The following is a 26,572-nucleotide window of genomic DNA, read 5'->3' as shown; positions in this document are numbered from 1 at the left end:
GCAGCCACGCCGCAGGCCATCGCCTTCAGACGTAGGACAGCGGCAACGCCGTCGTGAATTTCAGCTCCTCCATCGCGAAGCTGGAGGACACGTCGGACAGCTGGGTGTCCCGGATGAGCCGCTTGTAGACCTGGTCGTAGGCGGCGATATCGGGCACCACGACGCGCAGCAGGTAGTCGACATCGCCGCTCATCCGGTAGAACTCGACGACCTCGGGGATGGCCTGCACGGCGGCGTGGAAGCGGTCGAACCAGTCCTGGCTGTGCGTGCTCGTGCGCACCGACACGAACACCGTCACGCCGACGTTGACCTGATGCCGGTCGACCAGCATCACGCTGGCGCGCAGCACGCCCGCGTCCTTGAGGCGCTGCACACGGCGCCAGCACGAGGTCTGCGACAGGCCCACCGCGTCGGCCAGCTCGGCGACCGGCGTCTCCGCGTTGTGCTGCAGCGCCTCGATGAGGCGCTTGTCGATGGAATCCAATTTCATCTTCAATCCAAAACTCGGAATATGCTTGCGATTTTTAGGCCAATTGAGAGAAATTCTGCAGGGCGTTTGCGCGCCGTTCTCTACAGAATTCCACGGCCATGGAAATCTATCTCGACGCCAACGCAACCACTCCCGTCCTGCCCGAGGCCCGCCTGGCCGCGCTGTCGGCGATGGAGGACGACTTCGGCAACCCCAGCAGCACCCACGGCAGCGGCCTGAAGGCCCGCGCCCTGATAGACGGCGTGCGCGCGAAGGCGCGGCGCGTGCTGGGCGCGCCGACGGGGCAGCTTCTCTTCATGAGCGGTGCCACCGAGGGCATCCAGACGGCCGTGCTGTCCGCACTGAACGCGCTGCGCCAGCGCCGCGAACAGGGTGACGGCCGGGCCGAGCTGCTGCTGTACGGCGCCACCGAGCACAAGGCCGTGCCCGAGGCGCTGCGGCACTGGAACGCGCTGCTGCGGCTGGACCTGCCTATCCTGGCTATCCCCGTCGGCACCGATGGCCGCCACGACCTGACCTGGCTGCAGCGCCATGCGCCGCGCGCCGGCCTGGTGTGCACGATGGCCGCCAACAACGAGACCGGCGTCGTCAGCGACCTGGACGGCATCCAGCACGCGCTCGCGGGCTCGCCGGCGCTGTGGCTGGTGGACAGCGTGCAGGCACTCGGCAAGCTCGCGCTGGACCTGTCGGCCCGGCCCATCGACTACGCGCCCTTCTCCGGCCACAAGCTGTACGCGCCCAAGGGCATCGGCCTGCTCTACGTGCGCGACGGCGCGCCGCTGACGCCGCTGATCACCGGCGGCGGCCAGGAAGGCGCCAAGCGCTCCGGCACCGAGAACATGCCCGGCATCGCCGCGCTGGGTGCCGTCTTCACGGCGCTGGAGGCGGGCCGCTTCCAGCCGCCCGACGTGATGCAGGCCTACCGCACACGCGTGTGCGCGGCGCTGCAGGAGGCCTTCCCTGGCGTCGTGTTCAATGCCGACCCGGCCACCAGCCTGCCGACGACGATCAACTTCTCGGTGCCGGGGCTGAGTTCCAAGCTGCTGCTGGACCTGTTCGACGCGGCGGCCATCCGCGTCAGCGGCGGGTCGGCCTGCGGTGCAGCCAAGTCCCAGCCCAGCGACGTGCTGCGAGCCATGGGGCTGGCGCCGTGGCGTTGCGCGTCGGCCGTGCGCCTGTCCTTCGGCCCGGCCACCACGGCCGACCTCGTCGACGAGACCTGCCGGCGCCTGCGGGACTGCGGCGCCGCGCTGCGCGAGAGCTGTCTGACACCCAGCATGACGCGCGACCATCGCACACCCGCCGCACCGGCGCCGCGCCTGACCCGGCATGTCGTCGACGGTGCCTGCTGCTACGTCGTCGCCGACGCCGCCACGCGACGCTGTGTCGTCATCGACCCACCGCCCGAGCTGACCGAGTCGCTGGCGCAGTGGCTGCGCTGCCAAGGCTATGCGCCGGCCGCCGTGCTGGACACGCACAGCCACGGCGACCACGCGTCCGCCGCCGCGGCGCTGTGGGCCGCCCTGCCCCCGGCACTGGCCGACGCACCGCCCGCCGATGCCCTCGGCTGGCCCCTGGGTGCCGACACCATCCAGCTGGGCACGCAGCGCCTCACGCGCCTGCCCACGCCGGGGCACACGAGCGATGCGGTGACCTACCTGTGGCGCGACGCCACCGGGCTGGTGGCCGCCTTCGTCGGCGACACGGTGATGCCTGGGGCGCTGGGCCGGAGCGACTTCCCGGTGAGCCAGCCGCTGGCGTTCGGCCCGACGCTGCGCGCCCTCGACGCCGCCGTGGGCCGCCACGCGCTGCTGCTGCCGGGCCACGACTACGACGAACGCCACGCCTGCACGCTGGGCACGGAGATCGCCCGCCAGCCGCTGCTGGCCTCGCTGCTGCTCGATGGCCTGGACGATGTCTCGTTCGCCCGCGCCAAGGCCGCGCTGGAACAAGACCTGCCGCCCACGGAGTACCAGACGATGGCCTGCGGCGCGCGGGTCGACAGTTGCAGCAACGCCGCCCGCGTCGTGCTGAGCCTCGACGACACCCTGGCGCTGCCGCAACCGGGCCGGCGACTGCTGGCCGTCGACGTGCGCGAGGCCTACGAGCAGCGCCTGGGCAGCCGCCCGGACCTGGGCCCCGGCTGGCATCACGAAGCCGTGCCGCTGTCCACGCTGGTCAACGCCCTGCCCGGCTGGCTGTCCGGCGGCGCCGACATCACGCTGCTGGTGTACTGCCGCAGCGGCAACCGCAGCGCAAAGGCCGCCCAGGCGCTGCGTCGGCTGGGGCTGCAACAGGCCTGGAGCCTGGACGGCGGCGTGGCGCTTTGCCACGGCATCCGCGAGGCTGTGGCCGCGTGATCGGGCGGCTAGCATGCCGCGCATGTCGAAGCCCCATTACCTCTTCCTGCTCGCGTCCACACGCGAGCCCGGCCACGAAGGCAACACCGAGAAGCTCGCCCGCCGCGCCGCGGCGCAGCTGCCGGCCAACACGACGCAGACCTGGCTGCGCCTGGCCGACTTCGAGCTGCTGCCCTTCGTGGACCTGCGCCACACGGCCGGCACCTATCCCGCGCCGACGGGCGACATGGCCCGGCTGCTGGATGCGACGCTGGCCTGCACGGACCTCGTGCTCGTCACGCCGACTTACTGGTTCAGCTTCCCGTCGAACCTGAAGACCTACCTGGACCACTGGAGCGCGTGGATGCGCGTGCCGGGTGTGGACTTCAAGGCCAGCATGGCCGCCAAGACGCTGCACGTCGTGACAACCAGCGGCGACCGCGCCAAGAGCCAGCCGATGCTGGACTCGGCCCGCCTGTGCGGCGACTTCCTCGGCATGCGTTTCGGCGGCGCCTTATGGGGCAAGGGCGGCCCGCCGGGCGCCATCGACGCCGACGTGGCCGCCCTTGCGCAGGCGGATTCGTTTTTCGCGGCTTAGACGGCGGCGGTCACGACGATCTCGATCTTCCACTCCGGGCGGGCCAGTGCGGCCTGCACGGTGGCGCGCGGCGGCGTGTGGCCGGCGGTGACCCACTTCTCCCACACGCCATTCATCGCGGCGAAGTCGGCCAGGTCGACGAGGAAGATCTGCGCACGCAGGATGCGCGACTTGTCGGTGCCGGCGCGGGCCAGCAGCTTGTCGATGGCGGCCAGCACCTGGGCCGTCTGGCCTTCGATGCCCTGGCTGCCGTCCTCGGCCACCTGCCCGGCCAGGTAGGCCACGCCGTTGTAGACGGCCATCTCGGACATGCGGGGGCCGACGTCGTAGCGGTCGATGCTGTTGCTCATGAGGTCACTTCTTTCGTGAGGGATGGTGATGCGAATGCCCGGCCGGCTTGGGGCCGGTGCCGTGCGGATGCTTCTTGCTGGTGCCGGGCGCCGGCGTCGCGCCCGCGGCCTTCTGGCCCAGCTTGCTTTCGGTGCCGGCCAGCAGCTTCTTGATGTTGGCCTGATGGCGCCACACCAGCAGCAGACCCATGATGATCAGGGCCAGCGCGGTCGGGCCGGCTTCCCAAATGAGCAACTGATACATCGGCGCGAACGCGGCCGACACGATGGCGGCCAGTGACGAGTAGCGGCTGAACGCGGCAATGATGATCCAGGTCGCCAGCGTCGCAACCCCTAGCAGCGGGTTGAGGCCGAAGATGACGCCGGCCGCCGTGGCCACGCCCTTGCCGCCTTCGAACCTGAAGAACACCGGCCACAGATGGCCCAGGAAGGCGCCCAGGCCGACCAGTGCCATCGTGCCCTCCTCCAGGCCGTAGGGCGCGCCCCAAAGCTTCACGGCCAGCACCGGGAGGTAGCCCTTCAGTGCATCGAACACCAGCGTCAGGATGGCCGCAGCCTTGTTGCCCGAACGCAGCACGTTGGTCGCGCCGGGGTTGCCGGAGCCATAGGAGCGCGGGTCGGACAGGCCCATCGCGCGACTGACGATGACGGCGAAGGACAGCGAGCCGATAAGGTAGCCGGCAAGCGCGGCCAGCAGGGAATAGGCGGTTTGCATGGGGCGGCATTGTCGTGCAGCCAGGCACGCGTCCACGCCGGACTTCCCTGAGTGCGGACCTTCGCCCGATGCCGGTTCAGGCTGTGTTCGCGCAGCTCACCGGCCGCGCTTGCAGCAGGTCGGTCAGCACCTGGGGCGTGATGCCGACGAGGTAACCACGCCGGCCGCCGTTGATGCAGATCTTCGGCAATTCAAGGATCGATGCCTCGACGAACACCGGCATCGCCTTGCGCACGCCGAACGGCGACGTGCCGCCGACCTGGTAGCCGCTGTGGCGCTGCGCCACCTCAGGCTTGCAGGGCTCGACCTTCTTGCACGGGATCTGGCGCGCCAGCTCCTTCAGGCTCACGGTGCGGTCGCCGTGCATCAGCACGATCAGCGGCTCTGCCTTCTCGTCCTGCATCACCAGCGTCTTCACGACGGCATGCTCGTCGACGCCCAGTTGCTTGGATGACTCCGCGGTGCCGCCGTGATCGACGTAGTCGTAGACGTGCTCGGTGAACTCGATGCCGGCGCGACGCAGCACCTGCGTCGCCGGGGTCTCGCTGACATGACTGTTCTTCTTGCTCATCCCTCCATTTTCGGGGTGAGACAAGATTCTGCAGCGCAGCAATGAATTATTGTTTTACAGTAAGTTTTCCTGTCGCCTCAGAGACCCCCATGCCCGACTCCATTTCCTCCGACGGCCTGCGGCGCATCCGCCGACTGGCCTGGGTCGTGAGGTTGCTGTGCCTGTTCGGCGTCGTGGTCATCGGCATCCTGCCGTTCTTCTTCTGGGCCCAGCCCGACTGGGTCGCCGAAGTGGCTGAGAAGACCTGGAACCTCTCGCTCGTGCAGCTGGACATGGGCGCACGGCTCGGTGGCCTGGCGGCCATGATGCTGCCCACTTCGGTGATCCTGTTCTCGCTGTGGCAGATGTGGTCGCTGTTCGGCTGCTTCGCCGAGGGCGAGCTGCTGTCGCCGCGCCCGGCCCTGCATCTGCGCCGCCTGGGACTGGGCGTCAGCAGCCTCGCGGCGGTCCAGCCGCTGGGCCACACGCTGGCCATCCTGGCGCTGACCTGGGGCAACCCCAAGGGCCAACGCCAACTGTGGTTCGGCCTGTCGTCCGACCACTACCTCGCGCTGCTGTTCGGCCTGCTGCTGCTGGCGCTGGCTCAAGTCCTTCACGAAGCGGTTCGCGTGGCCGACGAGAACGCTGGATTCATCTGATGCCCATCGTCGTCACGCTCGACGTCATGCTCGCCCGGCGCAAGATGCGCTCGCGCGAGCTGGCCGAGCGCGTGGGCATCACCGAGGCCAACCTGTCGCTGCTGAAGAGCGGCAAGGTGCGGGGCGTGCGCTTCGACACGCTGTCGCGCATCTGCGAGGCCCTGCAATGCCAGCCCGGCGACCTGCTCGCGTGGGAACCCGGCCCCGAACCCGAAGGCGACGGCGATGTGGGCTGAACGCATGCCGCAGCGGGCCCCGTCTGCGCCGGCCTGGCTGCTGATCCTCGCGCTGCACGCCGGCGTGCTGGCCTTGCTGAACACGCGCCCCCAGCCGGCCGGCAACGTGCCGCGCGACTGGAGCGAGCTGCGACTCATCCCCGTGAGGCCCGCGCCACCGACCGCGCCGATGCCGGTGATGCCGCCCGCCGCGCCGCAACCGCACCTCTCCGATGCGGTGCCGACCACCGAACCCGTACCAGCAGCCGCATCGCCCGACCTCATCGAGCCCAGCACCGCCGACGCACTCCCGGCCGCGCCGACACCACAGCCGTCCGCGCCGCTGCGGCTGACGTTGCCCGATCTGGCCGACGCCGCACGGCGCCAGCCGGCCCTGGACGACCCACGCGGCAACACGCCCGTCAGCCGCTTCGGCCAGCACATCGCCAACGACCTCGGTGGCGACGGGCGCTGGGCCGAGGAGCGCATGGATGCCGACACGGTGCGCCTGCGCCGCGGCAACACCTGCATCAACCTGCATCGCAACCGCACCGCTGGGCGCCAGCCCTTCGACGAAGCATCGGCACCCACGCCCTGGGGCGCCACGCCCGCCTACCGCTGCGAACGGCGCTGACCCCGCCCACCACCTCGACCCGCCATGCGCCTGCTCCTGCTGCCTGCCCTGCTGCTCGCCACCGCCACCGCCCACGCCGATGAACTCGAAGTCCTGCCGCCGGTGCGAACCGAGCTCAAGCGCGACGGCAGTGCCCTGCCCTACGCGCAGATCAACAGCGTCATCTCCAAGATGCGCCGCTACGGCGAAGGCGTGTACCGAATGGACTTCAAGGTCGACACCGAGAAGACCAAGCGCCCCGTGGCCGACATCCGCCTGGCCGTCGCCAGCGACGACGCCGACTACCCCATCAAGATCCACCCTGAAGGCGGGTTCGATCTGCCCGTGCTGTCCGATGCCGAGGCCAAGACGGCCGACCTCGCCACCAACGTGCCCAAGGGCCAGTTGGCCGTGCGCGGCACCATCGAGCTCAACGTGAAGCCCGAGGAGCTGACCATGGCCAAGGTGCGCCAGGCCATCCGCGTCGCGCGCACGCTGCGCGAGGAGCTGCTGCCCTTCTACCTGCGCTGGCTGTTCCCGCGCATCCAGGCCGTGCGCGTGTGCTCGGCCACGCCGACCTGGGAGCTGGAGTGGCGCGAGGGAGGCTCCCCCGACGGCCAACTGCTGGGCCTGCCCCTGCCGCCGGCCGCCGACGAGCGCGACCCCGACGCGAAGAAGGGCGAGAAGGGCCGCCCCTGCACGCTGCTGACGGGCCAGGAGAGCTGGCCCGACGCCGCCCGCCTCGTGCCGCCGGCCAACACCAAGCTGAGCATCAAGCTCTAGCGCGATGGACCACCGCTGGCCCGCCCGCGCCTTCGTCGTCGCACTGCATGCCGCGGCGCTGGTGGCGCTGTGGCTTCACCGCGCGCCACCCATGACGGACGCTGGCGAGCGCCGGGCCGTATCCATGCGCATCATCGTGCCGGTGCAGCCTCGCAAGCCGACGCGCGTCACCCCTGCGCCGACCGCGGCGGTGCGCCCATCCCTGCCGACACCACAGGCCGCCACGGCGCCTGCGGCGGCCACCGAACCGGCGCCGCCCGCCGTGATCCACGTCGTCCCGCCCGCCGAGGCCAGGCCCGCAGAACCGCCTCGCACCGCCCTGCGCCTGACCCTGCCGCCGGGCTACGCCGCGTCGTCCGCGGCCGCGCGCAACCCGGCGCTCAGCGACCCGCGCAGCAACACGCCCAAGCCGACGCTGGAGGATCGCATCGCCGATGCCACCGGCGGCGCCGGCGCGTGGGTCGAGGAGCCCGTCGAGAACCATGCGCAGAGCGTCGGCGCTCAAGGTGAATACCGCACCGTCATGCGCCGCGGCAGCACCTGCGTGGAGATCTTCCGCTCGCGCATCTCCGACAACAACGCCTTCAACAGCAGCGTCGCACCCAGCACCGTCTCGATGATCGGCAAGCCCTACAAGTGCAAGTGAGCAGCGCGCGCTACTTCCAGCGGAACGTCGCCGCCGACTGCGCCGGCATGCTGTACGAGAAGTTGCCGGCCGCGGCGTTGATGACGACGTTGGTGGCCGTCGCGTTGTTGTTGTAGGCCAGCAGCACGCTGGTGCCGTCCGGGTTCTGGAAGGCGACCGACAGCACATTGCCCGTGCCGCTGGTGGACGCGATGCGGCGCGCGCCCTTCTGCACGAAGCGGCTCAGGTGGCCCAGCGCGTAGAACTCGGCGTTCTTCGTCACGGCACCGGTCGTGCTGTCGACGGTGACGACACCGCGGCAGTTGTCGCAACCGCCCAGATGGGGGCCGTGGTTCTGGTCCAGCGCCAGGTTCCACATCACGACGCTCTGCGCCCAATTGCGCGTGGCGCCGATCATCAGCGTGCGGATGTTGTAGCCGAGCGTGTCGCCGAAGCCCGGCGACCAGTCGCCGCCCACGCACTCGGTGAAGAAGGTTCCCATGGTGGGGTAGGCGTCATGCACGGTGGACTGCGCGCTGACGTCGCCCGCATAGCAATGCCAGGCCACGCCGGTGATGAAGCCGGCCGCCTTGGTGTCGCCCAGCACGCTCAGTACCTGGCCACTCAGGTCCCAGTTGTGGTCCAGCTCCAGCAGCTTGGTCTGCAACCCCGCGGCCTTCAACGCCGGGCCCACGTAGTCGCCCACCAGCGTGATGCGCTGCTGGGCACTGAGCTTCATGCCGGGGTAGTTGGCGGGTTCGAAGTCGGGCTCGTTCTGGATGCTCAGGTAGTCCACCGTCACGCCCTCGGCACCGAAGGCCTGCACGGTCTTGGTCAGGTAGCGCGCGAAGGCGTCGTAGCTGTCGGTCTTCAGCGAGCCCTGGATGAGCGAGCCGGTCGTCTTCATCCAGCCCGGCGGGCTCCAGGGCGTGGCCATCACCGCGAGGTCGGGGTTCAACGCCTGCGCGGCGCGCACGGTGGGCAGCACGTCCTGGCGCGCGGGGGCGATGGAGAAGCCCGCCAGCGTCGGGTCCGTCTGGCCCGCGGGCATGTCGTCGTAGCTGTAGTGCGTGGACGAGAAGTCCGACGCACCCAGCGTCAGCCGCGTGAAGCCGAAGCGGTTGCCCTGCGGGCCGAACAGGTCGGCCAGCAAGGCGTCGCGCTGCGCGGCGCTCATGTCGTGCTGGAGCACGTAGGCCGACGCATCCGTGATGGCGGCACCGAAGCCCACCATCTGTTGGAACTTCTGCGTCGCGTCGACAGTGATGGTCGCGCCCGAGGCCGCGCCGGTGTAGAGCGGCAGTGCCGTCTGCGCGGCCAGCAGCGAGGCCTGGTCGGGCGTGGTGATCCAGAGCTCGGCCGTGGTACCGGTGGGAACCGGGGTGGGCGTGCTGGGTGTGGTGGGGGTGGTTGGGGTTGTCGGCGTCGTCGTTGCACCACCTCCACCACCGCCTCCGCCGCAGCCAGCCACCAGCGCTGCGGCCAGCAGCGCACCCCACCATGTGCCACGGGCGCCCACGGCTCCGCCGACGATGCTTCGTCCTGTCACGTTCTGTCTCCTGGGTTGAAATTGGAATCGGTTCCAATTCAGTGTCCGAGACAGGGCATGAACTTGTCAATAGAGAAGCATCACGAGGCGGTCAGCGTCGCCCGTGCTTTCACCTCAAACAATGGAACCGATTCCAAGCCGTGGCCGACAATGCCGGTCACAAGGGCAAGGCGGGAGCCTCTAGGCCGCGGCGGCGCGCGTCAGCTCCTGCAGCCGCAGCACGCGGCGCTGCACCTTGCCGGTGGTCGTCATCGGCAGTGCGGCGATGAACTCGACTTCCTTGGGGTACTCGTAGGGCGCCAGCCGCGCCTTCACGTGGGCTTGCAGCGCCTCGACCAGCGCTGCGTCGCCTGCATGACCGTCGGCCAGCACGACGTAGGCCTTGACCAGCGCGCCGCGTTCGGCGTCCGGCTTGGGCACGACGGCGGCGTTGGCGACGGCCGGGTGCTTGAGCAGGCAGTTCTCGATCTCGCCGGGGCCGATGCGGTAGCCCGCGCTCTTGAAGACGTCGTCCGCGCGGCCTTCGTACCAGAACGTGCCGTCGGCATCGCTGCGCGCGAGGTCGCCGGTGCGGCACCAGCTGTCCGCGGGGTCGCCGGTGAACTTGGCTTTGGTCGCGGCGTCGTTGTTCCAGTAGCCGAGGAAGAACACCGGGTCCGGCTCGCCGTGGCGGTCACGCGCATGCACGGCCACTTCACCGATCTCGCCCGGCGAGCATTCGCGGCCGTCGTCGTCGATGACGGCCACGCGGTGGCCCGGGTAGGCGCGGCCCATGCTGCCCGGCCTGGCCGGCCACAAGGCCTGGCAGTTGCCGACGACGTAGTTCATCTCCGTCTGGCCAAACATCTCGTTGACCGGCACGCCCAAAGCGTCGCGGCACCAGCCGAACACCACGTCGCCCACGGCCTCGCCGGCGCTCATCAGCGCGCGCAGCTTCAGGCCGTGGCGCCTGGGCCGGGGTTCGGCCTTCATCATGGCCTTCAACGCGGTGGGGAACAGGAAGGCGTGCGTGACACCGTAGGCCGCCATCAGCTCGAAGGCCTTGGCAGCAGAGAAGCGGCCCTGCCACGCGACGATGGGGCGGCCGAAGTACAGCGTCGGCAGCAGCGCGTCCATCAACCCGCCGGTCCACGCCCAGTCGGCCGGGCTCCAGAACACCGCATCGCTGGGCTTGCTGGCGTTGAAGGGGTCGAAGCCGAACCAATCCTGGCTGGCGACGAAGCCGGTCAGGTTGCCCACCAGCGCCCGCTGCGGGATCAGCGCGCCTTTCGGCGCTCCCGTCGTGCCGCTGGTGTAGATGAGGATGGCCGGGTCGCCGGCCTTGGTTGCCACCGGCTTGAAGCGCGCCTCCTCGGCCTGCAGCGCGTCCATCCACGGCAGCTCGTCGGCCTCCACGGTGCAATCACCGACGACCAGGATGCGCCGCAGCGCCTGGCAACGCGCCTTCACCTCGCGCAGCGCCGGCAGCGCCTCACAGGCGGCGATGGCCAGCACGGCCCCGCTGTCCTGCAGCCGGCACTCCAGCGCCTCGGCGCCGAACAGCAGCGACAGCGGCATCGCGATCGCGCCGATCTGCTGGATGGCGATGTGGGCAACGGCCGTCTCGAAGCGTTGCGGCAGCTGGATGGCCACGCGGTGGCCGCGGCGCACGCCCTGGTTCAGCAAGGCGTTGGACAGCCGGTTGGCGGCACGCTGCAGCTGCGCGTAGCTGTAGACGGCTCGGCAGCCGCTCTCGCTGTCGAAGTAGATCGCCGTCGCCTTGGGCGTCTCACGCGCCCAGCGGCCACAGCAGGCTTCGGCGATGTTGAAGTCGTCCGGCACCTGCCAACGGAAGGCGGCGTGCAGCTGCGCGTAACGGTCTTCCATCACCCACCCCGTTCTAGGGAGAAAAGGGGCGGAATGCTAGCCAGCGCTGTCAGCGCTGGCCTCATGGATTGCCCGGAGCTCCCCCCGGGCCGTCAGGTCACAGACCGAGCCAGCTCGACGGCGACCACATGCTCGGCCGGTCGCCGTCGCTGTAGCGCTCCAGCGCGTCGCCGGTCAGGCGGCAGATGCGCCAGTCGGGCAGCACCTCGGCGCCCAGCTTCTCGTAGAAGCGGATGGCGTCCTCGTTCCAGTCCAGCACGGTCCAGTCGAAGCGGCCGTAGCCGCGCTCGCAGGCCAACCGGGCCAGCTCGATGAGCAGTGCGCGGCCCAGACCGCTGCGGCGGTGGGCGGGGCGCACGTACAGGTCCTCCAGGTAGAGCCCGGGCTTGGACAGGAAGGTCGAGAAGTTCTTGTAAAAAAGTGCGAAGGCAACGACCTCGCCGTCGATCTCTCCCACCAGGCATTCCGCCGACGGCTCGTCGCCGAAAAGGTGCGGGTCCAGGCTGTCCGGCGTGACCTCCAACAGGTGCGTCAGGTTCTCGAACTCGGCAAGTTCGCTGATCAGTTGGACGATGGCTCTCAGGTCGCGCGGCTCGGCGGCGCGGATGTCGTGGCGGGGTGCGGGCATGGTGACGCCATTGTCCGCGGACTGCCGTGTCCTACAGTGCGGATATGCCCGATGTCTACGCCCCGCACCGTGTCCACCAAGACGAATTCCTGCACCTTCGCGGCCTGCGGCACCACATCCTTCGCTGGGGTCAGACCGTGCCAGGGCAGCCGCCGCTCATCATGGTGCACGGCTGGATGGACGTTGGTGCGTCGTTCCAGTTCGTCGTCGACGCGCTGAAGCAGGACCGCGAGGTCGTCGCGCTGGACTGGCGCGGCTTCGGCCTCAGCGAGATGTCCGGCAGCGACAGCTACTGGTTCCCCGACTACCTCGGCGACCTCGACGCCCTGCTCGACCGGCTGAGCCCCGACGCGCCGGTGGACCTGCTGGGCCACAGCATGGGCGGCAACGTCGTCATGAGCTACGCGGGCGTGCGGCCGCAGCGCATCCGCCGCCTGGTCAACCTCGAAGGCTTCGGCATGCCCGATGTCTCGCCCGCCGCCGCGCCCGAACGCCTGACCCGCTGGCTGGACGAGTTGAAGGACCCGCCCACCCTGCGCCCTTACGCGACGCTCGCCGACGTGGCCGAGCGCCTGCGCAAGAACAACCCGCGCCTGGCCGCCGACAAGGCTGCCTGGCTGGCGCAGCACTGGGCGCGCGAAACCCCCGAAGGCTTCCTGCTCAACGCCGACCCGGCCCACAAGCTGGCCAACCCGGTGCTCTACCGCAAGGCCGAGGTGCTGGCCTGCTGGCAACGCATTGCCGCGCCGACGCTGTGGATCGAAGGCAGCGACGACCAACTGACGCGCTTCTGGGGCACCCGCTACCCGCGTGACGACTTCGAGGCGCGACTGGCGCTGGTCCCGGGTCTTGAGCGCACTGTGTTGCAGGACGCCGGCCACATGCTGCACCACGACCAGCCCGAGGCGCTGGCCGCCAGACTGGAACTATTTCTCGATTGACCCCCGCCTGCCTCACGGCTTGACGCACCGCAGGTCATTTATGACGCTGCGTCGGCAGAATTCAGCCATGCCAGGACACGAGACCACGATCCGACAGCGCGGCGGCCGACGCCGCTGGCTGGCGCTGGCGGTGGCCATGCTGTGCGGCGGCGCGGCCGCCCAGGCCTCTTGCGATCGCCCGCTCAAGGTCGCCGTGTCGGACCTGGGGCTCGGCAGCTACCAGGAACAGGGGCAGATCCGCGGCCTCATCCCCGACCTCGTCAACGAGTTGCAGACCCGCACCGGCTGCCCGTTCCAGCTTGTCTTCCTGCCCCGCGCCCGGGCGCTGCTGGACTTCGACCGCGGTGCGGTCGACATCATCACGTCCATGCTGCGCACGCCGGAGCGTGACCGCGTCGGCGCCCACCTGCCCTACGGCTACACCAAGCACGACCTGCTGGTCGTGCCAGAGGCCGCCACCGGCCTGCGCGGCCTGGCCGACATCGTCCGCCGCCCGGAGCTGACGCTCGGCGTCGTGCGCGGCATCCGCACCAACAGCCGCATCGACGCCCACCTGGAGCAGCTGCTCGCCATCCGCCGCGCCGAATACTCGCCCGACTTCACCAACCTCGGCGCCAAGCTGGCCGCACGTCGCGTGCAGGTCGCGCTCATGCCCAACGCCGTGCACGTGAAGATGCGCCGCGACGGCACGCTGCCGGCAGACCTCGTCATCGTCGACGAGCCCGAAGCCCGGCCCCAGGTGCTGGGCCTGTACGTGAACCGCCAGGCCGTGCCGGTACGCACCATCGCACTGCTGGACCAGCGCCTGACCGAGATGGTGAAGACAGGCTGGGTGAGGCAGTGCTATGCGCAGCATTTCGGCGAGGCCGAGACGCGGCGCATGGACAACGCGCTCAAGGCCAACTGAGGACCCTGCCCGTCAGCGAGGCTCGCCGGGGCCGACCGACTCGTCCAGCCGGCGCATGCAGCGGGCGTAGACGATGACGATGGCGCAGAACCCCAGCAGCGCGCCCTGCGAAGCCAGCCAGAACGCCAGCGGCCACCCGAACACCTCGACGCTGAGCTCGCGCGCGAACAGCACCGGCACGAAGGCGACCACGCCCCAGGCCAGCAGCAGCCAGACCGTGAGCTGCCGCGTGCGGCGCCAGTAGTCGTCGGGGGGTGTTTCCTTCATGGCGCTGATTCTGGCCCATGAGAAAATCCGCGTTTTTCCCAGAAGACCGTCGCCCGTCATGGACATCGAACACATCAACCAAATCGGCAACACGCTCGCCGACCTCTCAGCGCGCACCGACGCGCTAAGGGGGTATCTTTGACTTCGATCGCAAAGCACTGCGACTGAACGAAGTCAACGCCGCGCTGGAGAACCCCAAGGTCTGGGACGAACCCAAGCGCGCGCAGGAACTGGGCAAGGAAAAGCGCACGCTGGAAGCCGTGGTCGACACGATCACGATGCTGACCGGCTCGCTGGCCGACAACACCGAGCTGTTCGAAATGAGCCGCGAGGAAGGCGATGAGGCCGGCATGCTGGCCATCGAGGAAGACGCCGCCAAGCTGCGCGAGAAGATCGAGGAACTCGAGTTCCGCCGCATGTTCAACAACCCGGCCGACCCGAGCAACTGCTTCATCGACATCCAGGCCGGCGCCGGCGGCACCGAGGCCTGCGACTGGGCCGGCATGCTGCTGCGCCAGTACCTGAAGTACGCCGAGCGCAAGGGCTTCAAGACGACGATGGAAGACGAGACGCCGGGCGACGTGGCCGGCATCAAGAGTGCGACCATCAAGGTGGAAGGCGAGTACGCCTTCGGCCTGCTGCGCACCGAGACCGGCGTTCACCGCCTCGTGCGCAAGAGCCCGTTCGACTCGTCCGGCGGCCGCCACACGTCGTTCGCGTCGCTGTTCGTCTACCCCGAGGTGGACGACTCGATCGAGATCGACATCAACCCGGCCGACGTGCGCACCGACACCTTCCGGGCCTCGGGCGCCGGTGGCCAGCACATCAACAAGACCGACTCGGCGGTGCGCCTGACGCACATCCCGACCGGCATCGTCGTGCAGTGCCAGGACGGCCGCAGCCAGCACAGCAACCGCGACGTCGCCTGGCGCCGCCTGCGCTCGCGCCTGTACGACCACGAGATGAAGAAGCGCATGGAAGAGCAGCAGAAGCTGGAAGACACCAAGACCGACGTCGGCTGGGGTCACCAGATCCGCTCCTACGTGCTGGACCAGAGCCGCATCAAGGATCTGCGCACCAACTACGAAACGTCGGCCACGCAGAAGGTGCTGGACGGCGACCTCGACCCCTTCATCACCGAGTCGTTGAAGCAAGGCGTCTGATGACCCGCGCCGCCGGCCTCGCATCCTGCCTGGCCGGCCTCTGGCGGCTGCCGTGATCCGGCGGCCGCCCTGACCTTTCCCTCCCCCAAGGAAGCCCACATGCGTGAAGGCACCGCTCCCCTGATCCAGCGGCTGGACTACCAGCAGCCGGCGTTCTGGATTCGCAAGGTCGACCTGACGTTCGACCTCGACCCGGCCAAGACCCTCGTCACGAGCAAGATGCAGGTCGAGCGCAACCGCTCGGTGCCGCATGGCCCGCTGCGCCTGCACGGCGAAGAGCTGAACCTGCTGCGTGTGCTGATCGACGGCAGCAGCGTGTCGTTCCGCCAGGAAGGCAATGAGCTGGTCATCGACAACGCTCCAGATGCCGACTTCGCGCTCGAGATCCGCAACACCACCTGCCCCGAGAAGAACACCGCGCTGTCGGGCCTCTACACCTCGGGCGGCAGCTTCTTCACGCAGTGCGAGGCCGAGGGCTTCCGCCGCATCACCTACTTCCTGGACCGGCCGGACGTGATGGCCGTCTACACGGTCACGCTGCGCGCCGACGCGACGAAGTATCCGGTGCTGCTGGCCAACGGCAACCTGGTGAGCAGCGGCACGCTGGAAGAACCTGGCAACAAGGGCCGCCACTTCGCCGTCTGGTCCGACCCCTTCCCCAAGCCCAGCTACCTGCTCGCCGTCGTCGCGGGCGACCTCGTCGCGCGCGAGCAGCGCGTGCGCACCCGCGCCGGCAAGGACCACCTGCTGCAGGTCTATGTGCGCCGCGGCGACCTGGAGAAGACCGAGCACGCGATGAACTCGCTGATCGCGTCCATGGTCTGGGACGAGGCCCGCTTCCAGCTGCCGCTGGACCTGGAGCGTTTCATGGTCGTCGGCGTGTCCGACTTCAACATGGGCGCGATGGAGAACAAGGGCCTCAACATCTTCAACACCAGCGCCCTGCTCGCCTCGCCGGCCACGGCGACGGATGCCGACTTCGCGCGCATCGAGTCCATCGTCGCGCATGAGTATTTCCACAACTGGACCGGCAACCGCGTGACCTGCCGCGACTGGTTCCAGCTGTCGCTGAAGGAAGGCCTGACCGTCTTCCGCGACCAGGAATTCAGCATGGACATGGCCGGCACGACGTCGGCGCGCGCGGTCTGCCGCATCCAGGACGTGCGTCAGTTGCGCGCCATGCAGTTCCCCGAGGACAGCGGCGCGATGGCCCACCCGGTGCGCCCGGACAGCTACAGCGAGATCAACAACTTCTACACGGCCACTGTCTACGAGAAGGGTGCCGAGGTCGTTCGGATGTACCAGACACTGGTCGGCCGCAAGGGCTTCGAGGCCGGCATGAAGCTGTACTTCGAGCGTCATGACGGCCAGGCCGTGACCTGCGACGACTTCGCCGCGGCAATAGCCGACGCCAACCCCGGATCGGCCCTCGCCACGCGCCTGGACGCCTTCAAGCGCTGGTACTCGCAGGCCGGCACGCCGCGCGTGACGGCCTTTGGCGAGCACGACGCCGCTGCCCGCACCTACACGCTGCGCTTCACGCAGCAGACGCCCGCCACACCCGGCCAGACCGACAAGCAGCCGCAAGTCGTCCCGGTGGTCATGGGCCTGCTGGACCGCCACGGCACCGCGCTCGCGCTGAACGCCAACGGCGACACCGAGCAGGTCCTCGTGCTCGACCAGGCCGAGCAGACCTTCGTGTTCGAGAACATCGACAGCGAGCCGGTGCCCTCGCTGCTGCGCGGCTTCTCGGCCCCGGTCGTTCTGCATGACGGCCTGTCCGACGCGGCCCTGCTGGTGCTGATGCGCCACGACAGCGACCCGTTCAACCGCTGGGAAGCCGGCCAGCGCCTGGCGCTGAACCGCATCCTGCACGCGCTGCGCGCCGGCCAGCCGCTGGTGCTGAGCCCCGTCTTCATCGACGCGATGCGCGGCGTGCTCAACCACCCGGAGCTGGACCCGGCCTTCAAGGAACTGGCGCTGACGCTGCCCGGCGAGGCCTACATCGCCGAGCAGCTGGACGTCGTCGACCCGCAGGCCATCCACGCCGCCGTCATCGCGGCACAGACACAGCTCGCCAGCGCACTGCGCGACGACTGGGCCGCCGCCTTCGAGGCGCACCAGATCCAGGGCGGCTACACGCCCGATCCGGTGTCCTCCGGCAAGCGCGCCCTGGCCAACCTCGCACTGTCCATGCTGGTGCTGGACGCCCAGGCTACCGGCGACACCGTCTGGCCCGGCAAGGCCTACCAGCGCTTCAAGGACGCGTCCAACATGACGGACCGCCTCGGCGCACTGGCTGCCCTCGTCAACGCGGGCGCCGAGCTGGCTGCGCCGGCGCTGGAGCGCTTCCACGCGCTGTTCAAGGACGACGCGCTGGTCATCGACAAGTGGTTCGCGCTGCAAGCCCGCGCGCCCGAGTCCGAAGGCCGCGTGTTCGCCCGCGTGAAGGCGCTGACCAAGCACGCCGACTTCACGCTGAAGAACCCCAACAGGGCACGCAGCCTGCTTGCATCCCTGTGCATGTTCAACCCGGCCGCCTTCCACCGCACCGACGCCGCGGGCTACGTGTTCTGGGCCGAGCAGGTGCTGGCCGTGGACGCCATCAACCCGCAGCTCGCTAGCCGCGTCGCCCGCGCGATGGACCGCTGGGCCCAGCTTGCCGAGCCCTACCGCAGCGCCGCCCGCGAAGCCATCGCCCGCGTGGCCGCCAAGTCCGACCTGTCCACCGACGTTCGCGAGATCGTCGAACGCGCCCTCGCCTCTGGAGCCTAAGCAGTATGTCCCGCCAGACCAGCCTCACCCAGTACCTCATCGAGCAGCAACGCGAACACGGCCACATCCCGCAGGAGTTGCGGCTGCTGATCGAGATCGTCGCGCGCGCCTGCAAGCGCATCGCCATCGCCGTCAACAAGGGCGCCCTCGGTGACGTGCTCGGCTCCGCCGGCAGCGAGAACGTGCAGGGCGAGGTGCAGAAGAAGCTCGACATCATCGCCAACGAGGTGCTGATCGAGGCCAACGAGTGGGGTGGTCATCTGGCTGCCATGGCCAGCGAGGAGATGGACGGCATCTACGTCGTGCCCAACCGCTACCCGCAAGGCGAATATCTGCTGCTGTTCGACCCCCTGGATGGCTCGTCCAACATCGACGTCAACGTCTCCATCGGCACCATCTTCAGCGTGCTGCGCAAGGTGGGCCATTCGCGCGGCGTCAGCGAAGACGACTTCCTGCAGCCCGGCAAGCAGCAGGCCGCCGCCGGCTACTGCGTCTACGGCCCGCAGAGCATGCTGGTGCTGACGGTGGGCGACGGCGTCGCCGTCTTCACGCTGGACCGCGAGACGGGTTCGTGGGTGCTGACGCAGGACCAGATCAGGATTCCCGAGGACACGAAGGAATTCGCGATCAACATGTCCAACATGCGCCACTGGGCGCCGCCGGTGAAGCGCTACATCGACGAATGCCTGGCCGGCTCCACCGGCCCTCGCGGCAAGGACTTCAACATGCGCTGGATCGCCAGCATGGTGGCCGACGTGCACCGCATCCTGACCCGCGGCGGCGTGTTCATGTACCCCTGGGACCAGCGCGAACCCGACAAGCCTGGCAAGCTGCGCCTGCTGTACGAAGCCAACCCGATGGCCTTCCTCGTCGAGCAGGCCGGCGGCGCCGCGACCAACGGTGTCGACCGCATCATGGACCTGAAGCCCGGCAAGCTCCACGAACGCGTCGCCGTGGCGCTGGGCTCCAAGAACGAAGTCGAGCGCATCACGGCCTATCACCGCGAAGCAAATTAAGCGCTATACTCTTGGGCTGACTTCAACGTCATTGCCGGCATAGCTCAGTTGGTAGAGCAGCGCATTCGTAATGCGAAGGTCGGGGGTTCGACTCCTCTTGCCGGCACCAGAACCTCGAGGGGCCCGATCGACAGATCGGGCCCTTTGTCTTTTCCGGCGGGCTACGCGCCGCGGCTCAGCGCCAGCGTCGACAGCCCGCGGTACAGCGGCGCGGCGATCCAGGGCGGATCGGCGTCGGCCAGACACAGCCCCGGCCAGCGGCGCACCAGCGCGCCGAGCGCGCACTCGGCCTCCATCAGCGTCAGCCCCGCGCCGATGCAGACATGCGGGCCGGTACCGAAGGACAGCGGCAGGCCCAGCGGCCGGTCCAGGTCCAGCCGCTCCGCGCCGTCGTAGCGCGCCGGGTCGCGGTTGGCCGCGCCGATCAGCGGCAGCACGAGGTCACCGCGCCGGATGGCCGCGCCGAACAGCTCGAAGTCGCAGTTCGCGCGCCGGCCGGTGTACTGCACCGGGCTGTCCCAACGCAGCAGCTCACGCACCGCCGAGCGTAGCCTCGCCGGGGCTTCGAGCGTGCGCCACCGATCCGGCTCGCGCAGCAGCCAATGGACGGCCGTGCCGAGCAGGTGGCGCGTCGTCTCATGCCCGGCAAACAGCAGCATGGCGCACTGCGCCAGCAGCTCGGTGCGTCCTTCGATGCGGCCCTGTGCCTCGGCGGCGGCGAGGTCGGCGATCAGGCCGTCGGGCTCGACGTCGCCATCCCGGATGCAGCGCTCGATCTCGTCTCCCATCGCGACCAGGCTGGCATGCGCGGCCAGCGTCTCACCGGCGGTCGGTGACACCGAGCCCAGGAAAGCCGCGAGGCTTTGCGACCAGCGCAGGAAGCGCGCCTCGTCCGTCTGCCGCAGCCCGAGGAAGCGCGCGATGACGCGGCTGGGCAGCGGCGTCGCGAACTGCTCGATGAAGTCGAAGGGCTCGCCGCCGGGCGCGCGCTGTTCGATGGTGTCGATCAGTTCTTCCACAAGACCACCGACCTGGCCGCGCAGCGCCTCGACGCGGGCGGGCCGGAAGGCCTGCTGCATGGCGGCGCGCAGGCGCGGGTGGGCGGGCTTGTCGACGAACAACATCGCGCGCGCGAACAGCCGCTGCATGTCCGTCAGGCGTCGGCGCTCGGGGCTGCCGCGCAAGGCCTGCCGCATGACCCAGCCGCCGGTCCGCTGCGCGGACAACCGCCCATCCTTCAGCGCGGCCTGCACGCCGTCGAAGGTTGTCAGCAGCCAGGCACCGCCGAACCAGTCTGGCGCCCAGTGGATGGGGCCGGCCAGGCGCAGCTCGCGGTATCGCTCGTAGGGATCGCCGTGGAAGGCGCCGGTAGCGGGCAGCGCCTCAAGGGGTCGCGCCGGGATGCCGGCGCCTGTCGTGGTGTCGTATCGAATCGTCGGTCTCTCATCGGCCCGGCCATCGCCTGCGCCGCAGCGGGCGGCGCAGTGTATTGGCCATCCCGCTGTCGCCAACGGTGCGGCACAAGGGCAGGAACTGCTTGCCCTGCCGACCGGCTCAGTGCCGCGACGGATCGCGCACCAGCTTCATCAGCAGCGCCGCGGTACGCTGCATCAGCGGCGTCGAGCGCTTCAGGGCCGGCGTGACAAGGCACAGCGTGGTCTTCACGTCGGTGGCCTGGAAGCGCGTGACGGTCAGGCGCTCGGGGTGTTCGAACGCGCGCAGCACGTCTTCGCCCAGTGCCGCATGGCCAAGGCCGGCGGCGACGAGGTCGAGGATGGTCGGCACGCTGGACACCTCCCAGACGACGCGCAGCTGCACGCCGGCCATCGCCGCAGCCTCCTCCATCCGCTTGCGGAACACATGGCCGCGCTGCGGCATGATCAGCGGCAGCCGCGACAGCTCGGCCAGCGTCAGCGGCCCGGCAGGCGCGGAGTCCGGCGGGCTCAGCAGCAGCAGCGACTCCTCGCGCAGCGGCAGGATCTCCAGCGCCGGCAACGGCTCGGGGTTGTAGACCAGCGCCAGGTCGGCCCGGCCCGACACCAGCCATTCGGTGAGGTGGGTCGAAAAGCCTTCCATGATGACCAGCCGCGCCCGCGGGCAGCTGGCGGCAAAGCCCTCGATCAGCGGCAGCGTGTGCATGCGCGCCTGCGTCGGCGGCATGGCCACGACGATCTGCCCCACAGGCTCATTGCGGCTGGCCCCCAGGTCCTCGCGCGCCTGCGCCACCAGGTGCAGGATGCCTTGCCCATGCTCCAGCAGCCGGCGGCCGGCCTCGGTCAGCGCCACGCCTCGGCCATTGCGCAGGAACAGCGTTTCGTGCAGCTCGGTCTCCAGCGCCCGCACCTGGCGGCTCAACGCGGGCTGAGCCACGCCCAGCACCAGCGCCGCCTTGCTGAAGCTGCCGTGCTCGGCGACCTGGATGAAATACTCGATCTGGTTCAGCGTCATGCCCGCATCTTGGCAGAGCCCATGCCGGATCGCTATAGCTGCTAGCCGCAGCCAGACCTAGCCTGGCAGGGCTGGGCTGCGAAGAATCGCCGGCCATGAACCCTGCCCCCACCGCCCTCACGCTGATCTCGTCGATGGCCACACGCCACCTGCTGACGGCGCTGGCCCAGGCCCACCTGCGGGCGGGCGGACCGGCCACGCACATCGAGTCGGTCGGCGGCGTGGATGCCGCGAAGCGCGTCCAGGGCGGCGAGACCTTCGACGTCGTCGTGCTGGCCGACGACGCCATCGCCCGGCTGGACGCCGCCGGCCGGCTGCTGCCCGGCAGCGTGCGGCCCATCGCCGACTCCAGCGTCGCCATCGCCGTGCGCACCGGCGCCGCCCTGCCCGACGTCGGCAGCGAGGCCGCGCTGCGCGCCGCCGTGCTGCAGGCCCGCGCCATCGGCTACTCGACCGGCCCCAGCGGCACGGCGCTGCTGCAGCTGTTCGAGCGCTGGGGCGTCATGGCCGCGCTGAAGGACCGCCTCGTACAGGCCCGCCCCGGCGTGCCGGTGGGCCGCCTGGTGGCCGACGGCGAGGTCGAGATCGGCTTCCAGCAGCTCAGCGAGCTGCTGGACCTGGACGGCATCACGCTGCTGGGCGGCATGCCGCCCGAGGTGGACATCGTCAGCCGCTTCAGCGGCGCGGTCGTGGCCGGTGCGGCCCAGCCTGCGGCGGGACTGGCGCTGCTGGATTTCATGGCCAGCCCGGTCAACGACGGGCTGAAGCGCCAGCACGGCATGCGCGCCGTGTCGCCGGCGCACTGAACAGACACCAAAACCAACGGAGACAACTGTGCAGACTGAACGGACCCCAACGCCCGGAAACCGCACCGTGGATGTGCAGCGCCTCATCGACGACCACCCCTTCTCCGCCTGGCAATGGGTGGTGTTCGCGCTGTGCTTCTTCGTCGTGCTGCTGGACGGCTTCGACACCGCCGCCATCGGCTACATCGCCCCGTCGCTGATCAAGGAATGGGGCGTCACCAAGCCCATGCTGGCACCCGTGCTGAGCGCCGCGCTGTTCGGCCTCGCGGCCGGCGCGCTGCTGTCGGGCCCCGTCGCCGACCGGCTGGGCCGCAAGCGCGTGCTGACGGCCACCGTGCTGATCTTCGGCGTCGCGACGCTCGCCTCCGCCTTCGCGACCGACATCGTGCAGCTCAGCGCGCTGCGCTTCGTCACCGGCCTGGGCCTGGGTGCGGCCATGCCCAGCGCCGTCACGCTGATGAGCGAGTACTGCCCCGGCTCGCGGCGCGCGACGCTGACCAACCTGATGTTCTGCGGCTTTCCGCTGGGCGCGGCCTTCGGCGGCTTCCTGGCCGCGTGGATGATCCCGCAGTGGGGCTGGCAGAGCGTGCTGGTGCTGGGCGGCGTCGTGCCGCTCGTGCTGACCTTGGCATTGCTGCTGTGGCTGCCGGAATCGGTGCGCTTCATGGTCACGCGCCGCCAGCCCGTCGAGCGCATCCGCGCCACGCTGGCGCGCATCGCCGGCGAACAGGTGCAAGGCATCGCCCGCTTCACGATGACCGAGACCCGCGTCGTCACCAACGAGCGCGGCGGCCTCGCGCAGGTGCTGGCGCGGCCCTACCGGCTGGGCACGCTGATGCTGTGGGCGGCCTACTTCATGGGCCTGGTGATCTTCTACGCGCTGATCAACTGGATGCCGCTGCTGTTCAAGGAAGCCGGCATCGAGCCGCGCACCGCGACGCTGATCTCGGCCCTGTTCCCGCTGGGCGGCGTGGGCGCCGTGTTCTTCGGCTGGCTGATGGACCGCGTGGAACCGAACCGCATCGTGGCCCTGGGCTTCGCGTTGACGGCGGTCGCCGTGTGGGCCATCGGCCAGCTGGTGGGCAACGTCGGCGCGCTGGTCGTCGGCGTGTTCCTGGCCGGCGTGCTGATGAACACCGCGCAGTCGTCGCTGCCCGCGCTGGCCGCGGGCTTCTACCCCACCAACGCGCGTGCCACCGGCGTGGCCTGGATGCTGGGCATCGGCCGCTTCGGCGGCATCCTCGGCTCGCTGCTGGTGGCACAACTGAGCGCCATGCACGCCGGCATCGGCACCGTGTTCGCCGTGCTGGCCGTACCCGCGCTCATCGCTGCGGTGGCGCTGTGGATCAAGCGCGACGCCGACCGCTTCGCCGATGACGGCGAAGCCAGCGCAGGCGGCGCCCTCGCGCACTGAACCGACCACCAGGAGTACTCCCCCCATGATCATCGACGTCCACGGCCACTACACGACCGCGCCGGCCGCCCTCGGCGCCTGGCGCGACCTGCAGATCGCCGGCCTCAAGGACCCCACCAAGGCGCCCAAGGCCAGCGAGCTGCGCATCAGCGACGACGAGCTGCGCGAGTCCATCGAGAGCAACCAGCTCAAGCTGATGAAGCAGCGCGGCTCGGACCTGACCATCTTCAGCCCGCGCGCCAGCTTCATGGCCCATCACATCGGCGACTTCAGCACCTCCGCCACCTGGGCCGCCATCTGCAACGAACTCTGCTACCGAGTCGCGCAACTGTTCCCCGACCACTTCGTACCCGCCGCGATGCTGCCGCAGTCGCCTGGCGTGGACCCGGCGACCTGCATCCCCGAACTGGTCAAGTGCGTGGAACAGTACGGCAACGTGGGCATCAACCTGAACCCCGACCCGTCCGGCGGACACTGGACCAGCCCGCCGCTGACCGATCGCCACTGGTACCCCATCTACGAAAAGATGGTCGAGTACGACATCCCCGCGATGATCCACGTCTCGACCAGCTGCAACGCCTGCTTCCACACGACGGGCGCGCACTACCTGAACGCCGACACGACGGCCTTCATGCAGTGCCTGACCGGTGACCTGTTCAAGGACTTCCCGACGCTGAAGTTCCTCATCCCGCACGGCGGCGGCGCCGTGCCCTACCACTGGGGCCGCTTCCGCGGCCTGGCCCAGGAGCTGAAGAAGCCGCTGCTGGACGAGCACCTGCTGAACAACATCTTCTTCGACACCTGCGTCTACCACCAGCCGGGCATCAACCTGCTGACCGACGTGATCCCGGTCAAGAACATCCTGTTCGCCAGCGAAATGATCGGTGCCGTGCGCGGCATCGACCCGCAGACCGGCCACTACTACGACGACACCAAGCGCTACGTCGAGGCCACGGCCAATCTCACGGACGAGGAACGCCAGCTGGTCTACGAAGGCAACGCCCGCCGCGTGTTCCCGCGCCTGGACGCGCAACTCAAGGCCAAGGGTCTTTGACCCCTCGCCCAGCCTGGCCCCGCTGAACGCGGGCCAGTCCGGTCGGTCCCCCGAGGGGGCGACGATGCTCGCGGCATCGAGCCGCAAGCACATCGTCAGAACGGGCCGGCTTGGGAGCGGCCCGGCGCTCGGCCCGCGAACCCACTGAATGGATTGGAAAACTGATATGTACGAACTCGGAGTCGTCTACCGCAACATCCAGCGTGCCGACCGCACCGCTGCGGACGGCCTGGCCGCGCTGGGCTCGGCCACCGTGCACGAGGCCATGGGCCGCGTGGGCCTGCTCAAGCCCTACATGCGGCCCATCTACCCGGGCGCGCAGGTGTCCGGCACCGCCGTCACGGTGCTGCTGCACCCCGGTGACAACTGGATGATGCATGTCGCGGCGGAACAGATCCAACCCGGCGACATCGTCGTCGCCGCCATCACGGCCGAGTGCACGGATGGCTACTTCGGCGACCTGCTCGCCACGTCCTTCCAGGCCCGCGGCGCGCGCGCGCTGGTCATCGACGCCGGCGTACGCGACGTGAAGACGCTGCAGGAGATGGGCTTCCCCGTCTGGAGCAAGTGCATCAGCAGCAAGGGCACGATCAAGGCGACCATCGGCTCGGTCAACATCCCGGTCGTCTGCGCCGGCATGCTGGTCACGCCGGGCGACGTCATCGTCGCGGATGACGACGGCGTCGTCTGCGTGCCGGCGGCCCGCGCCGTCGAGACGCTGGAAGCCGCCCGCAAGCGCGAGAGCTTCGAGGGCGAGAAGCGCGCCAAGCTCGCCTCCGGCGTGCTCGGCCTGGACATGTACAAGATGCGCGAGCCGCTGGAGAAGGCCGGGCTGCGCTACATCGACTGAGGATGCCCGACGTGGAATTCACCAAGACCCCCGGCTGGCTGGACTGGTACGCCAGCCCCAGCACGCCCAAGTTCAAGCTGCCGGCCGGCGCCGTCGACGCGCATTGCCATGTGTTCGGCCCCGGCGCCGAGTTTCCCTACGCGCCCGAGCGCAAGTACACGCCTTGCGACGCGAGCAAGCAGCAGCTGTTCGCGCTGCGCGACCACCTCGGTTTCTCTCGCAACGTCATCGTGCAGGCCACCTGTCACGGCGCCGACAACCGTGCGATGGTCGACGCCTGCAAGGCCTCGGGCGGCAGGGCGCGAGGCGTCGCAACGGTCCGGCGCAGCATCAGCGATGGCGAACTGCAGGCACTACACGAGGCCGGCGTGCGCGGCGTGCGCTTCAACTTCGTCAAGCGGCTGGTGGACTTCACGCCCAAGGACGAGCTGATGGAGATTGCCGGCCGCATCGCCAGGCTGGGCTGGCATGTCGTCATCTACTTCGAGGCCGTCGACCTCCCCGAGCTGTGGGACTTCTTCACCGCGCTGCCCACCACCGTCGTCGTCGACCACATGGGCCGCCCCGACGTGAGCAAGCCCATCGATGGCCCGGAGTTCGAGCTGTTCCTGAAGTTCATGCGCGAGCACGCGAACGTGTGGAGCAAGGTGAGCTGCCCGGAGCGGCTGTCCGTCACCGGCCCGCGCGCGCTGGACGGCGAGCAGGCGGCTGGAATGCCAAGTTATCGCGACGTCGTGCCGTTCGCCCGCCGCGTCGTCGAGGAGTTCCCCGATCGCGTGCTGTGGGGCACCGACTGGCCCCACCCCAACCTGAAGGACCACATGCCCGACGACGGCCTGCTGGTGGACTTCATCCCGCACATCGCGCCGACGCCCGAGCTGCAGCGCAAGCTGCTGGTCGACAACCCGATGCGCCTGTACTGGCCGGAGCTGTGAGCGAGCCCATCGCCCG

At 69.4% G+C, this 26,572-nt stretch carries 27 protein-coding genes and 1 tRNA gene; 18 read left to right on the top strand and 10 right to left on the bottom strand.

Features of this window, described 5'->3' with window-relative positions; all coding sequences use genetic code 11:
• Positions 1–25 precede the first annotated feature (25 nt).
• Positions 26–490: an Lrp/AsnC family transcriptional regulator gene (locus tag ACG04R_RS09655; RefSeq protein ID WP_394408799.1), complete on the bottom strand. Its 465-nt coding sequence runs from the start codon at positions 488–490 to the stop codon at positions 26–28.
• A gap of 98 nt (positions 491–588) precedes the next feature.
• Here ACG04R_RS09655 and ACG04R_RS09650 point away from each other — a divergent pair, with 98 nt between their 5' ends.
• Both ACG04R_RS09650 and ACG04R_RS09645 read left to right on the top strand, forming a co-directional pair.
• Entirely contained in the window at positions 589–2,850 is a 2,262-nt protein-coding gene (locus ACG04R_RS09650; RefSeq protein WP_394408796.1) for an aminotransferase class V-fold PLP-dependent enzyme, read from the top strand.
• 22 nt (positions 2,851–2,872) lie between these two features.
• A complete protein-coding gene (locus tag ACG04R_RS09645) occupies positions 2,873–3,427 on the top strand; it encodes a flavodoxin family protein (RefSeq protein WP_394408793.1) in 555 nt (184 codons plus the stop codon).
• Here the strand turns inward: ACG04R_RS09645 and ACG04R_RS09640 are convergent.
• The 3 genes from ACG04R_RS09640 to ybaK all read right to left on the bottom strand — a co-directional run bounded on the left by ACG04R_RS09640 (position 3,424) and on the right by ybaK (position 5,063).
• Positions 3,424–3,777, bottom strand: a complete 354-nt coding sequence (locus ACG04R_RS09640; RefSeq protein ID WP_394408790.1) for a RidA family protein — start codon at positions 3,775–3,777, stop codon at positions 3,424–3,426. The genes ACG04R_RS09645 and ACG04R_RS09640 overlap by 4 nt on opposite strands.
• A 4-nt stretch (positions 3,778–3,781) precedes the next feature.
• Complete coding sequence (gene plsY / locus ACG04R_RS09635) at positions 3,782–4,492, bottom strand: glycerol-3-phosphate 1-O-acyltransferase PlsY (protein WP_394408787.1); 711 nt, start codon at positions 4,490–4,492, stop codon at positions 3,782–3,784.
• A gap of 76 nt (positions 4,493–4,568) precedes the next feature.
• Positions 4,569–5,063, bottom strand: coding sequence for a Cys-tRNA(Pro) deacylase (ybaK, locus tag ACG04R_RS09630; protein WP_394408784.1), 495 nt, complete (start codon positions 5,061–5,063; stop codon positions 4,569–4,571).
• Between the two features lie 89 nt (positions 5,064–5,152).
• Here ybaK and ACG04R_RS09625 point away from each other — a divergent pair, with 89 nt between their 5' ends.
• Genes ACG04R_RS09625 through ACG04R_RS09605 form a run of 5 tightly spaced genes read left to right on the top strand, consistent with a single transcriptional unit; the run spans position 5,153 to position 7,958 of the window.
• Positions 5,153–5,701: a DUF2975 domain-containing protein gene (locus tag ACG04R_RS09625; RefSeq protein ID WP_394408781.1), complete on the top strand. Its 549-nt coding sequence runs from the start codon at positions 5,153–5,155 to the stop codon at positions 5,699–5,701.
• Positions 5,701–5,937: a helix-turn-helix domain-containing protein gene (locus ACG04R_RS09620; protein WP_394408777.1), complete on the top strand. Its 237-nt coding sequence runs from the start codon at positions 5,701–5,703 to the stop codon at positions 5,935–5,937. The genes ACG04R_RS09625 and ACG04R_RS09620 overlap by 1 nt, the downstream gene beginning before the upstream one ends.
• On the top strand, positions 5,927–6,550 hold the full coding sequence (locus tag ACG04R_RS09615) for a hypothetical protein (protein ID WP_394408775.1): 624 nt from the start codon (positions 5,927–5,929) through the stop codon (positions 6,548–6,550). Before ACG04R_RS09620 ends, ACG04R_RS09615 begins: the two co-directional genes overlap by 11 nt.
• Before the next feature lie 24 nt (positions 6,551–6,574).
• Positions 6,575–7,312 carry a hypothetical protein gene (locus ACG04R_RS09610; RefSeq protein WP_394408772.1) on the top strand — a complete coding sequence of 246 codons (738 nt, stop codon included), beginning with the start codon at positions 6,575–6,577 and terminating at the stop codon, positions 7,310–7,312.
• Positions 7,313–7,316: 4 nt separating this feature from the next.
• Positions 7,317–7,958 carry a hypothetical protein gene (locus ACG04R_RS09605; protein WP_394408770.1) on the top strand — a complete coding sequence of 214 codons (642 nt, stop codon included), beginning with the start codon at positions 7,317–7,319 and terminating at the stop codon, positions 7,956–7,958.
• A 10-nt stretch (positions 7,959–7,968) separates the two neighbouring features.
• Here the strand turns inward: ACG04R_RS09605 and ACG04R_RS09600 are convergent, their stop codons facing one another.
• From ACG04R_RS09600 to ACG04R_RS09590, 3 genes are all read right to left on the bottom strand, one after another.
• Positions 7,969–9,486: a glycoside hydrolase family 30 protein gene (locus tag ACG04R_RS09600; protein WP_394408767.1), complete on the bottom strand. Its 1,518-nt coding sequence runs from the start codon at positions 9,484–9,486 to the stop codon at positions 7,969–7,971.
• Between the two features lie 180 nt (positions 9,487–9,666).
• Entirely contained in the window at positions 9,667–11,352 is a 1,686-nt protein-coding gene (locus ACG04R_RS09595) for an acetate--CoA ligase (protein ID WP_394408764.1), read from the bottom strand.
• Between the two features lie 97 nt (positions 11,353–11,449).
• Positions 11,450–11,980: a GNAT family N-acetyltransferase gene (locus ACG04R_RS09590; RefSeq protein WP_394408761.1), complete on the bottom strand. Its 531-nt coding sequence runs from the start codon at positions 11,978–11,980 to the stop codon at positions 11,450–11,452.
• 44 nt (positions 11,981–12,024) lie between these two features.
• On the opposite strand from ACG04R_RS09590, the gene ACG04R_RS09585 reads away from it, so the two are divergent.
• Positions 12,025–12,921 carry an alpha/beta fold hydrolase gene (locus tag ACG04R_RS09585; RefSeq protein ID WP_394408758.1) on the top strand — a complete coding sequence of 299 codons (897 nt, stop codon included), beginning with the start codon at positions 12,025–12,027 and terminating at the stop codon, positions 12,919–12,921.
• A 67-nt stretch (positions 12,922–12,988) separates the two neighbouring features.
• A complete protein-coding gene (locus tag ACG04R_RS09580; RefSeq protein ID WP_394408755.1) occupies positions 12,989–13,828 on the top strand; it encodes a substrate-binding periplasmic protein in 840 nt (279 codons plus the stop codon).
• 12 nt (positions 13,829–13,840) lie between these two features.
• Here ACG04R_RS09580 and ACG04R_RS09575 read toward each other — a convergent pair whose 3' ends face one another.
• Positions 13,841–14,095, bottom strand: a complete 255-nt coding sequence (locus tag ACG04R_RS09575) for a DUF4212 domain-containing protein (RefSeq protein ID WP_394408752.1) — start codon at positions 14,093–14,095, stop codon at positions 13,841–13,843.
• Positions 14,096–14,153: 58 nt separating this feature from the next.
• On the opposite strand from ACG04R_RS09575, the gene prfB reads away from it, so the two are divergent.
• From prfB to ACG04R_RS09555, 4 genes are all read left to right on the top strand, one after another.
• Positions 14,154–15,258 (top strand): peptide chain release factor 2 gene (prfB, locus tag ACG04R_RS09570; RefSeq protein WP_394408749.1). Its coding sequence is split into 2 segments (ribosomal slippage): positions 14,154–14,234 and positions 14,236–15,258, totalling 1,104 coding nucleotides; the frame shifts between segments, so codons are not numbered across the junction.
• 99 nt (positions 15,259–15,357) lie between these two features.
• Positions 15,358–18,033 carry an aminopeptidase N gene (pepN, locus tag ACG04R_RS09565; RefSeq protein WP_394408745.1) on the top strand — a complete coding sequence of 892 codons (2,676 nt, stop codon included), beginning with the start codon at positions 15,358–15,360 and terminating at the stop codon, positions 18,031–18,033.
• A gap of 5 nt (positions 18,034–18,038) precedes the next feature.
• Positions 18,039–19,049 carry a class 1 fructose-bisphosphatase gene (locus tag ACG04R_RS09560; RefSeq protein ID WP_394408742.1) on the top strand — a complete coding sequence of 337 codons (1,011 nt, stop codon included), beginning with the start codon at positions 18,039–18,041 and terminating at the stop codon, positions 19,047–19,049.
• Positions 19,050–19,082: 33 nt separating this feature from the next.
• Positions 19,083–19,158 (top strand) — tRNA-Thr (locus ACG04R_RS09555).
• 52 nt (positions 19,159–19,210) lie between these two features.
• Here the strand turns inward: ACG04R_RS09555 and ACG04R_RS09550 are convergent.
• On the bottom strand, positions 19,211–20,560 hold the full coding sequence (locus ACG04R_RS09550) for a cytochrome P450 (protein ID WP_394408739.1): 1,350 nt from the start codon (positions 20,558–20,560) through the stop codon (positions 19,211–19,213).
• 43 nt (positions 20,561–20,603) lie between these two features.
• Entirely contained in the window at positions 20,604–21,497 is an 894-nt protein-coding gene (locus ACG04R_RS09545; RefSeq protein WP_394408736.1) for a LysR family transcriptional regulator, read from the bottom strand.
• Between the two features lie 95 nt (positions 21,498–21,592).
• Between ACG04R_RS09545 and ACG04R_RS09540 the strand changes: the two genes are divergently transcribed.
• The 5 genes from ACG04R_RS09540 (at position 21,593) to ACG04R_RS09520 (ending at position 26,556) form a co-directional block, all read left to right on the top strand.
• Positions 21,593–22,303 (top strand): substrate-binding domain-containing protein, encoded by a 711-nt coding sequence (locus ACG04R_RS09540; protein ID WP_394408733.1) that lies wholly within the window; start codon positions 21,593–21,595, stop codon positions 22,301–22,303.
• Positions 22,304–22,331: 28 nt separating this feature from the next.
• On the top strand, positions 22,332–23,717 hold the full coding sequence (locus ACG04R_RS09535; protein WP_394408730.1) for an MFS transporter: 1,386 nt from the start codon (positions 22,332–22,334) through the stop codon (positions 23,715–23,717).
• 25 nt (positions 23,718–23,742) lie between these two features.
• A complete protein-coding gene (locus ACG04R_RS09530) occupies positions 23,743–24,771 on the top strand; it encodes an amidohydrolase family protein (RefSeq protein ID WP_394408727.1) in 1,029 nt (342 codons plus the stop codon).
• A 166-nt stretch (positions 24,772–24,937) separates the two neighbouring features.
• Positions 24,938–25,621, top strand: coding sequence for a 4-carboxy-4-hydroxy-2-oxoadipate aldolase/oxaloacetate decarboxylase (ligK, locus tag ACG04R_RS09525; protein ID WP_394408724.1), 684 nt, complete (start codon positions 24,938–24,940; stop codon positions 25,619–25,621).
• Between the two features lie 11 nt (positions 25,622–25,632).
• Positions 25,633–26,556, top strand: a complete 924-nt coding sequence (locus ACG04R_RS09520) for an amidohydrolase family protein (protein WP_394408721.1) — start codon at positions 25,633–25,635, stop codon at positions 26,554–26,556.
• Positions 26,557–26,572 lie beyond the last annotated feature (16 nt).

The organism is Pelomonas candidula (assembly GCF_043555985.1).
Lineage (GTDB): Bacteria > Pseudomonadota > Gammaproteobacteria > Burkholderiales > Burkholderiaceae_C > Pelomonas > Pelomonas candidula.
Note: the sequence above shows the minus strand (reverse complement) of the source record. Positions and strands in the feature narration are given on the sequence as shown.

Coding starts and splice junctions, on each gene's coding strand:
- ACG04R_RS09655 (WP_394408799.1), bottom strand. CDS start 490: ATGAAATTGGATTCCATCGACAAGCGCCTCATCGAGGCGCTGCAGCAC.
- ACG04R_RS09650 (WP_394408796.1), top strand. CDS start 589: ATGGAAATCTATCTCGACGCCAACGCAACCACTCCCGTCCTGCCCGAG.
- ACG04R_RS09645 (WP_394408793.1), top strand. CDS start 2,873: ATGTCGAAGCCCCATTACCTCTTCCTGCTCGCGTCCACACGCGAGCCC.
- ACG04R_RS09640 (WP_394408790.1), bottom strand. CDS start 3,777: ATGAGCAACAGCATCGACCGCTACGACGTCGGCCCCCGCATGTCCGAG.
- plsY (WP_394408787.1), bottom strand. CDS start 4,492: ATGCAAACCGCCTATTCCCTGCTGGCCGCGCTTGCCGGCTACCTTATC.
- ybaK (WP_394408784.1), bottom strand. CDS start 5,063: ATGAGCAAGAAGAACAGTCATGTCAGCGAGACCCCGGCGACGCAGGTG.
- ACG04R_RS09625 (WP_394408781.1), top strand. CDS start 5,153: ATGCCCGACTCCATTTCCTCCGACGGCCTGCGGCGCATCCGCCGACTG.
- ACG04R_RS09620 (WP_394408777.1), top strand. CDS start 5,701: ATGCCCATCGTCGTCACGCTCGACGTCATGCTCGCCCGGCGCAAGATG.
- ACG04R_RS09615 (WP_394408775.1), top strand. CDS start 5,927: ATGTGGGCTGAACGCATGCCGCAGCGGGCCCCGTCTGCGCCGGCCTGG.
- ACG04R_RS09610 (WP_394408772.1), top strand. CDS start 6,575: ATGCGCCTGCTCCTGCTGCCTGCCCTGCTGCTCGCCACCGCCACCGCC.
- ACG04R_RS09605 (WP_394408770.1), top strand. CDS start 7,317: ATGGACCACCGCTGGCCCGCCCGCGCCTTCGTCGTCGCACTGCATGCC.
- ACG04R_RS09595 (WP_394408764.1), bottom strand. CDS start 11,352: ATGGAAGACCGTTACGCGCAGCTGCACGCCGCCTTCCGTTGGCAGGTG.
- ACG04R_RS09590 (WP_394408761.1), bottom strand. CDS start 11,980: ATGCCCGCACCCCGCCACGACATCCGCGCCGCCGAGCCGCGCGACCTG.
- ACG04R_RS09585 (WP_394408758.1), top strand. CDS start 12,025: ATGCCCGATGTCTACGCCCCGCACCGTGTCCACCAAGACGAATTCCTG.
- ACG04R_RS09580 (WP_394408755.1), top strand. CDS start 12,989: ATGCCAGGACACGAGACCACGATCCGACAGCGCGGCGGCCGACGCCGC.
- ACG04R_RS09575 (WP_394408752.1), bottom strand. CDS start 14,095: ATGAAGGAAACACCCCCCGACGACTACTGGCGCCGCACGCGGCAGCTC.
- pepN (WP_394408745.1), top strand. CDS start 15,358: ATGCGTGAAGGCACCGCTCCCCTGATCCAGCGGCTGGACTACCAGCAG.
- ACG04R_RS09560 (WP_394408742.1), top strand. CDS start 18,039: ATGTCCCGCCAGACCAGCCTCACCCAGTACCTCATCGAGCAGCAACGC.
- ACG04R_RS09545 (WP_394408736.1), bottom strand. CDS start 21,497: ATGACGCTGAACCAGATCGAGTATTTCATCCAGGTCGCCGAGCACGGC.
- ACG04R_RS09540 (WP_394408733.1), top strand. CDS start 21,593: ATGAACCCTGCCCCCACCGCCCTCACGCTGATCTCGTCGATGGCCACA.
- ACG04R_RS09530 (WP_394408727.1), top strand. CDS start 23,743: ATGATCATCGACGTCCACGGCCACTACACGACCGCGCCGGCCGCCCTC.
- ligK (WP_394408724.1), top strand. CDS start 24,938: ATGTACGAACTCGGAGTCGTCTACCGCAACATCCAGCGTGCCGACCGC.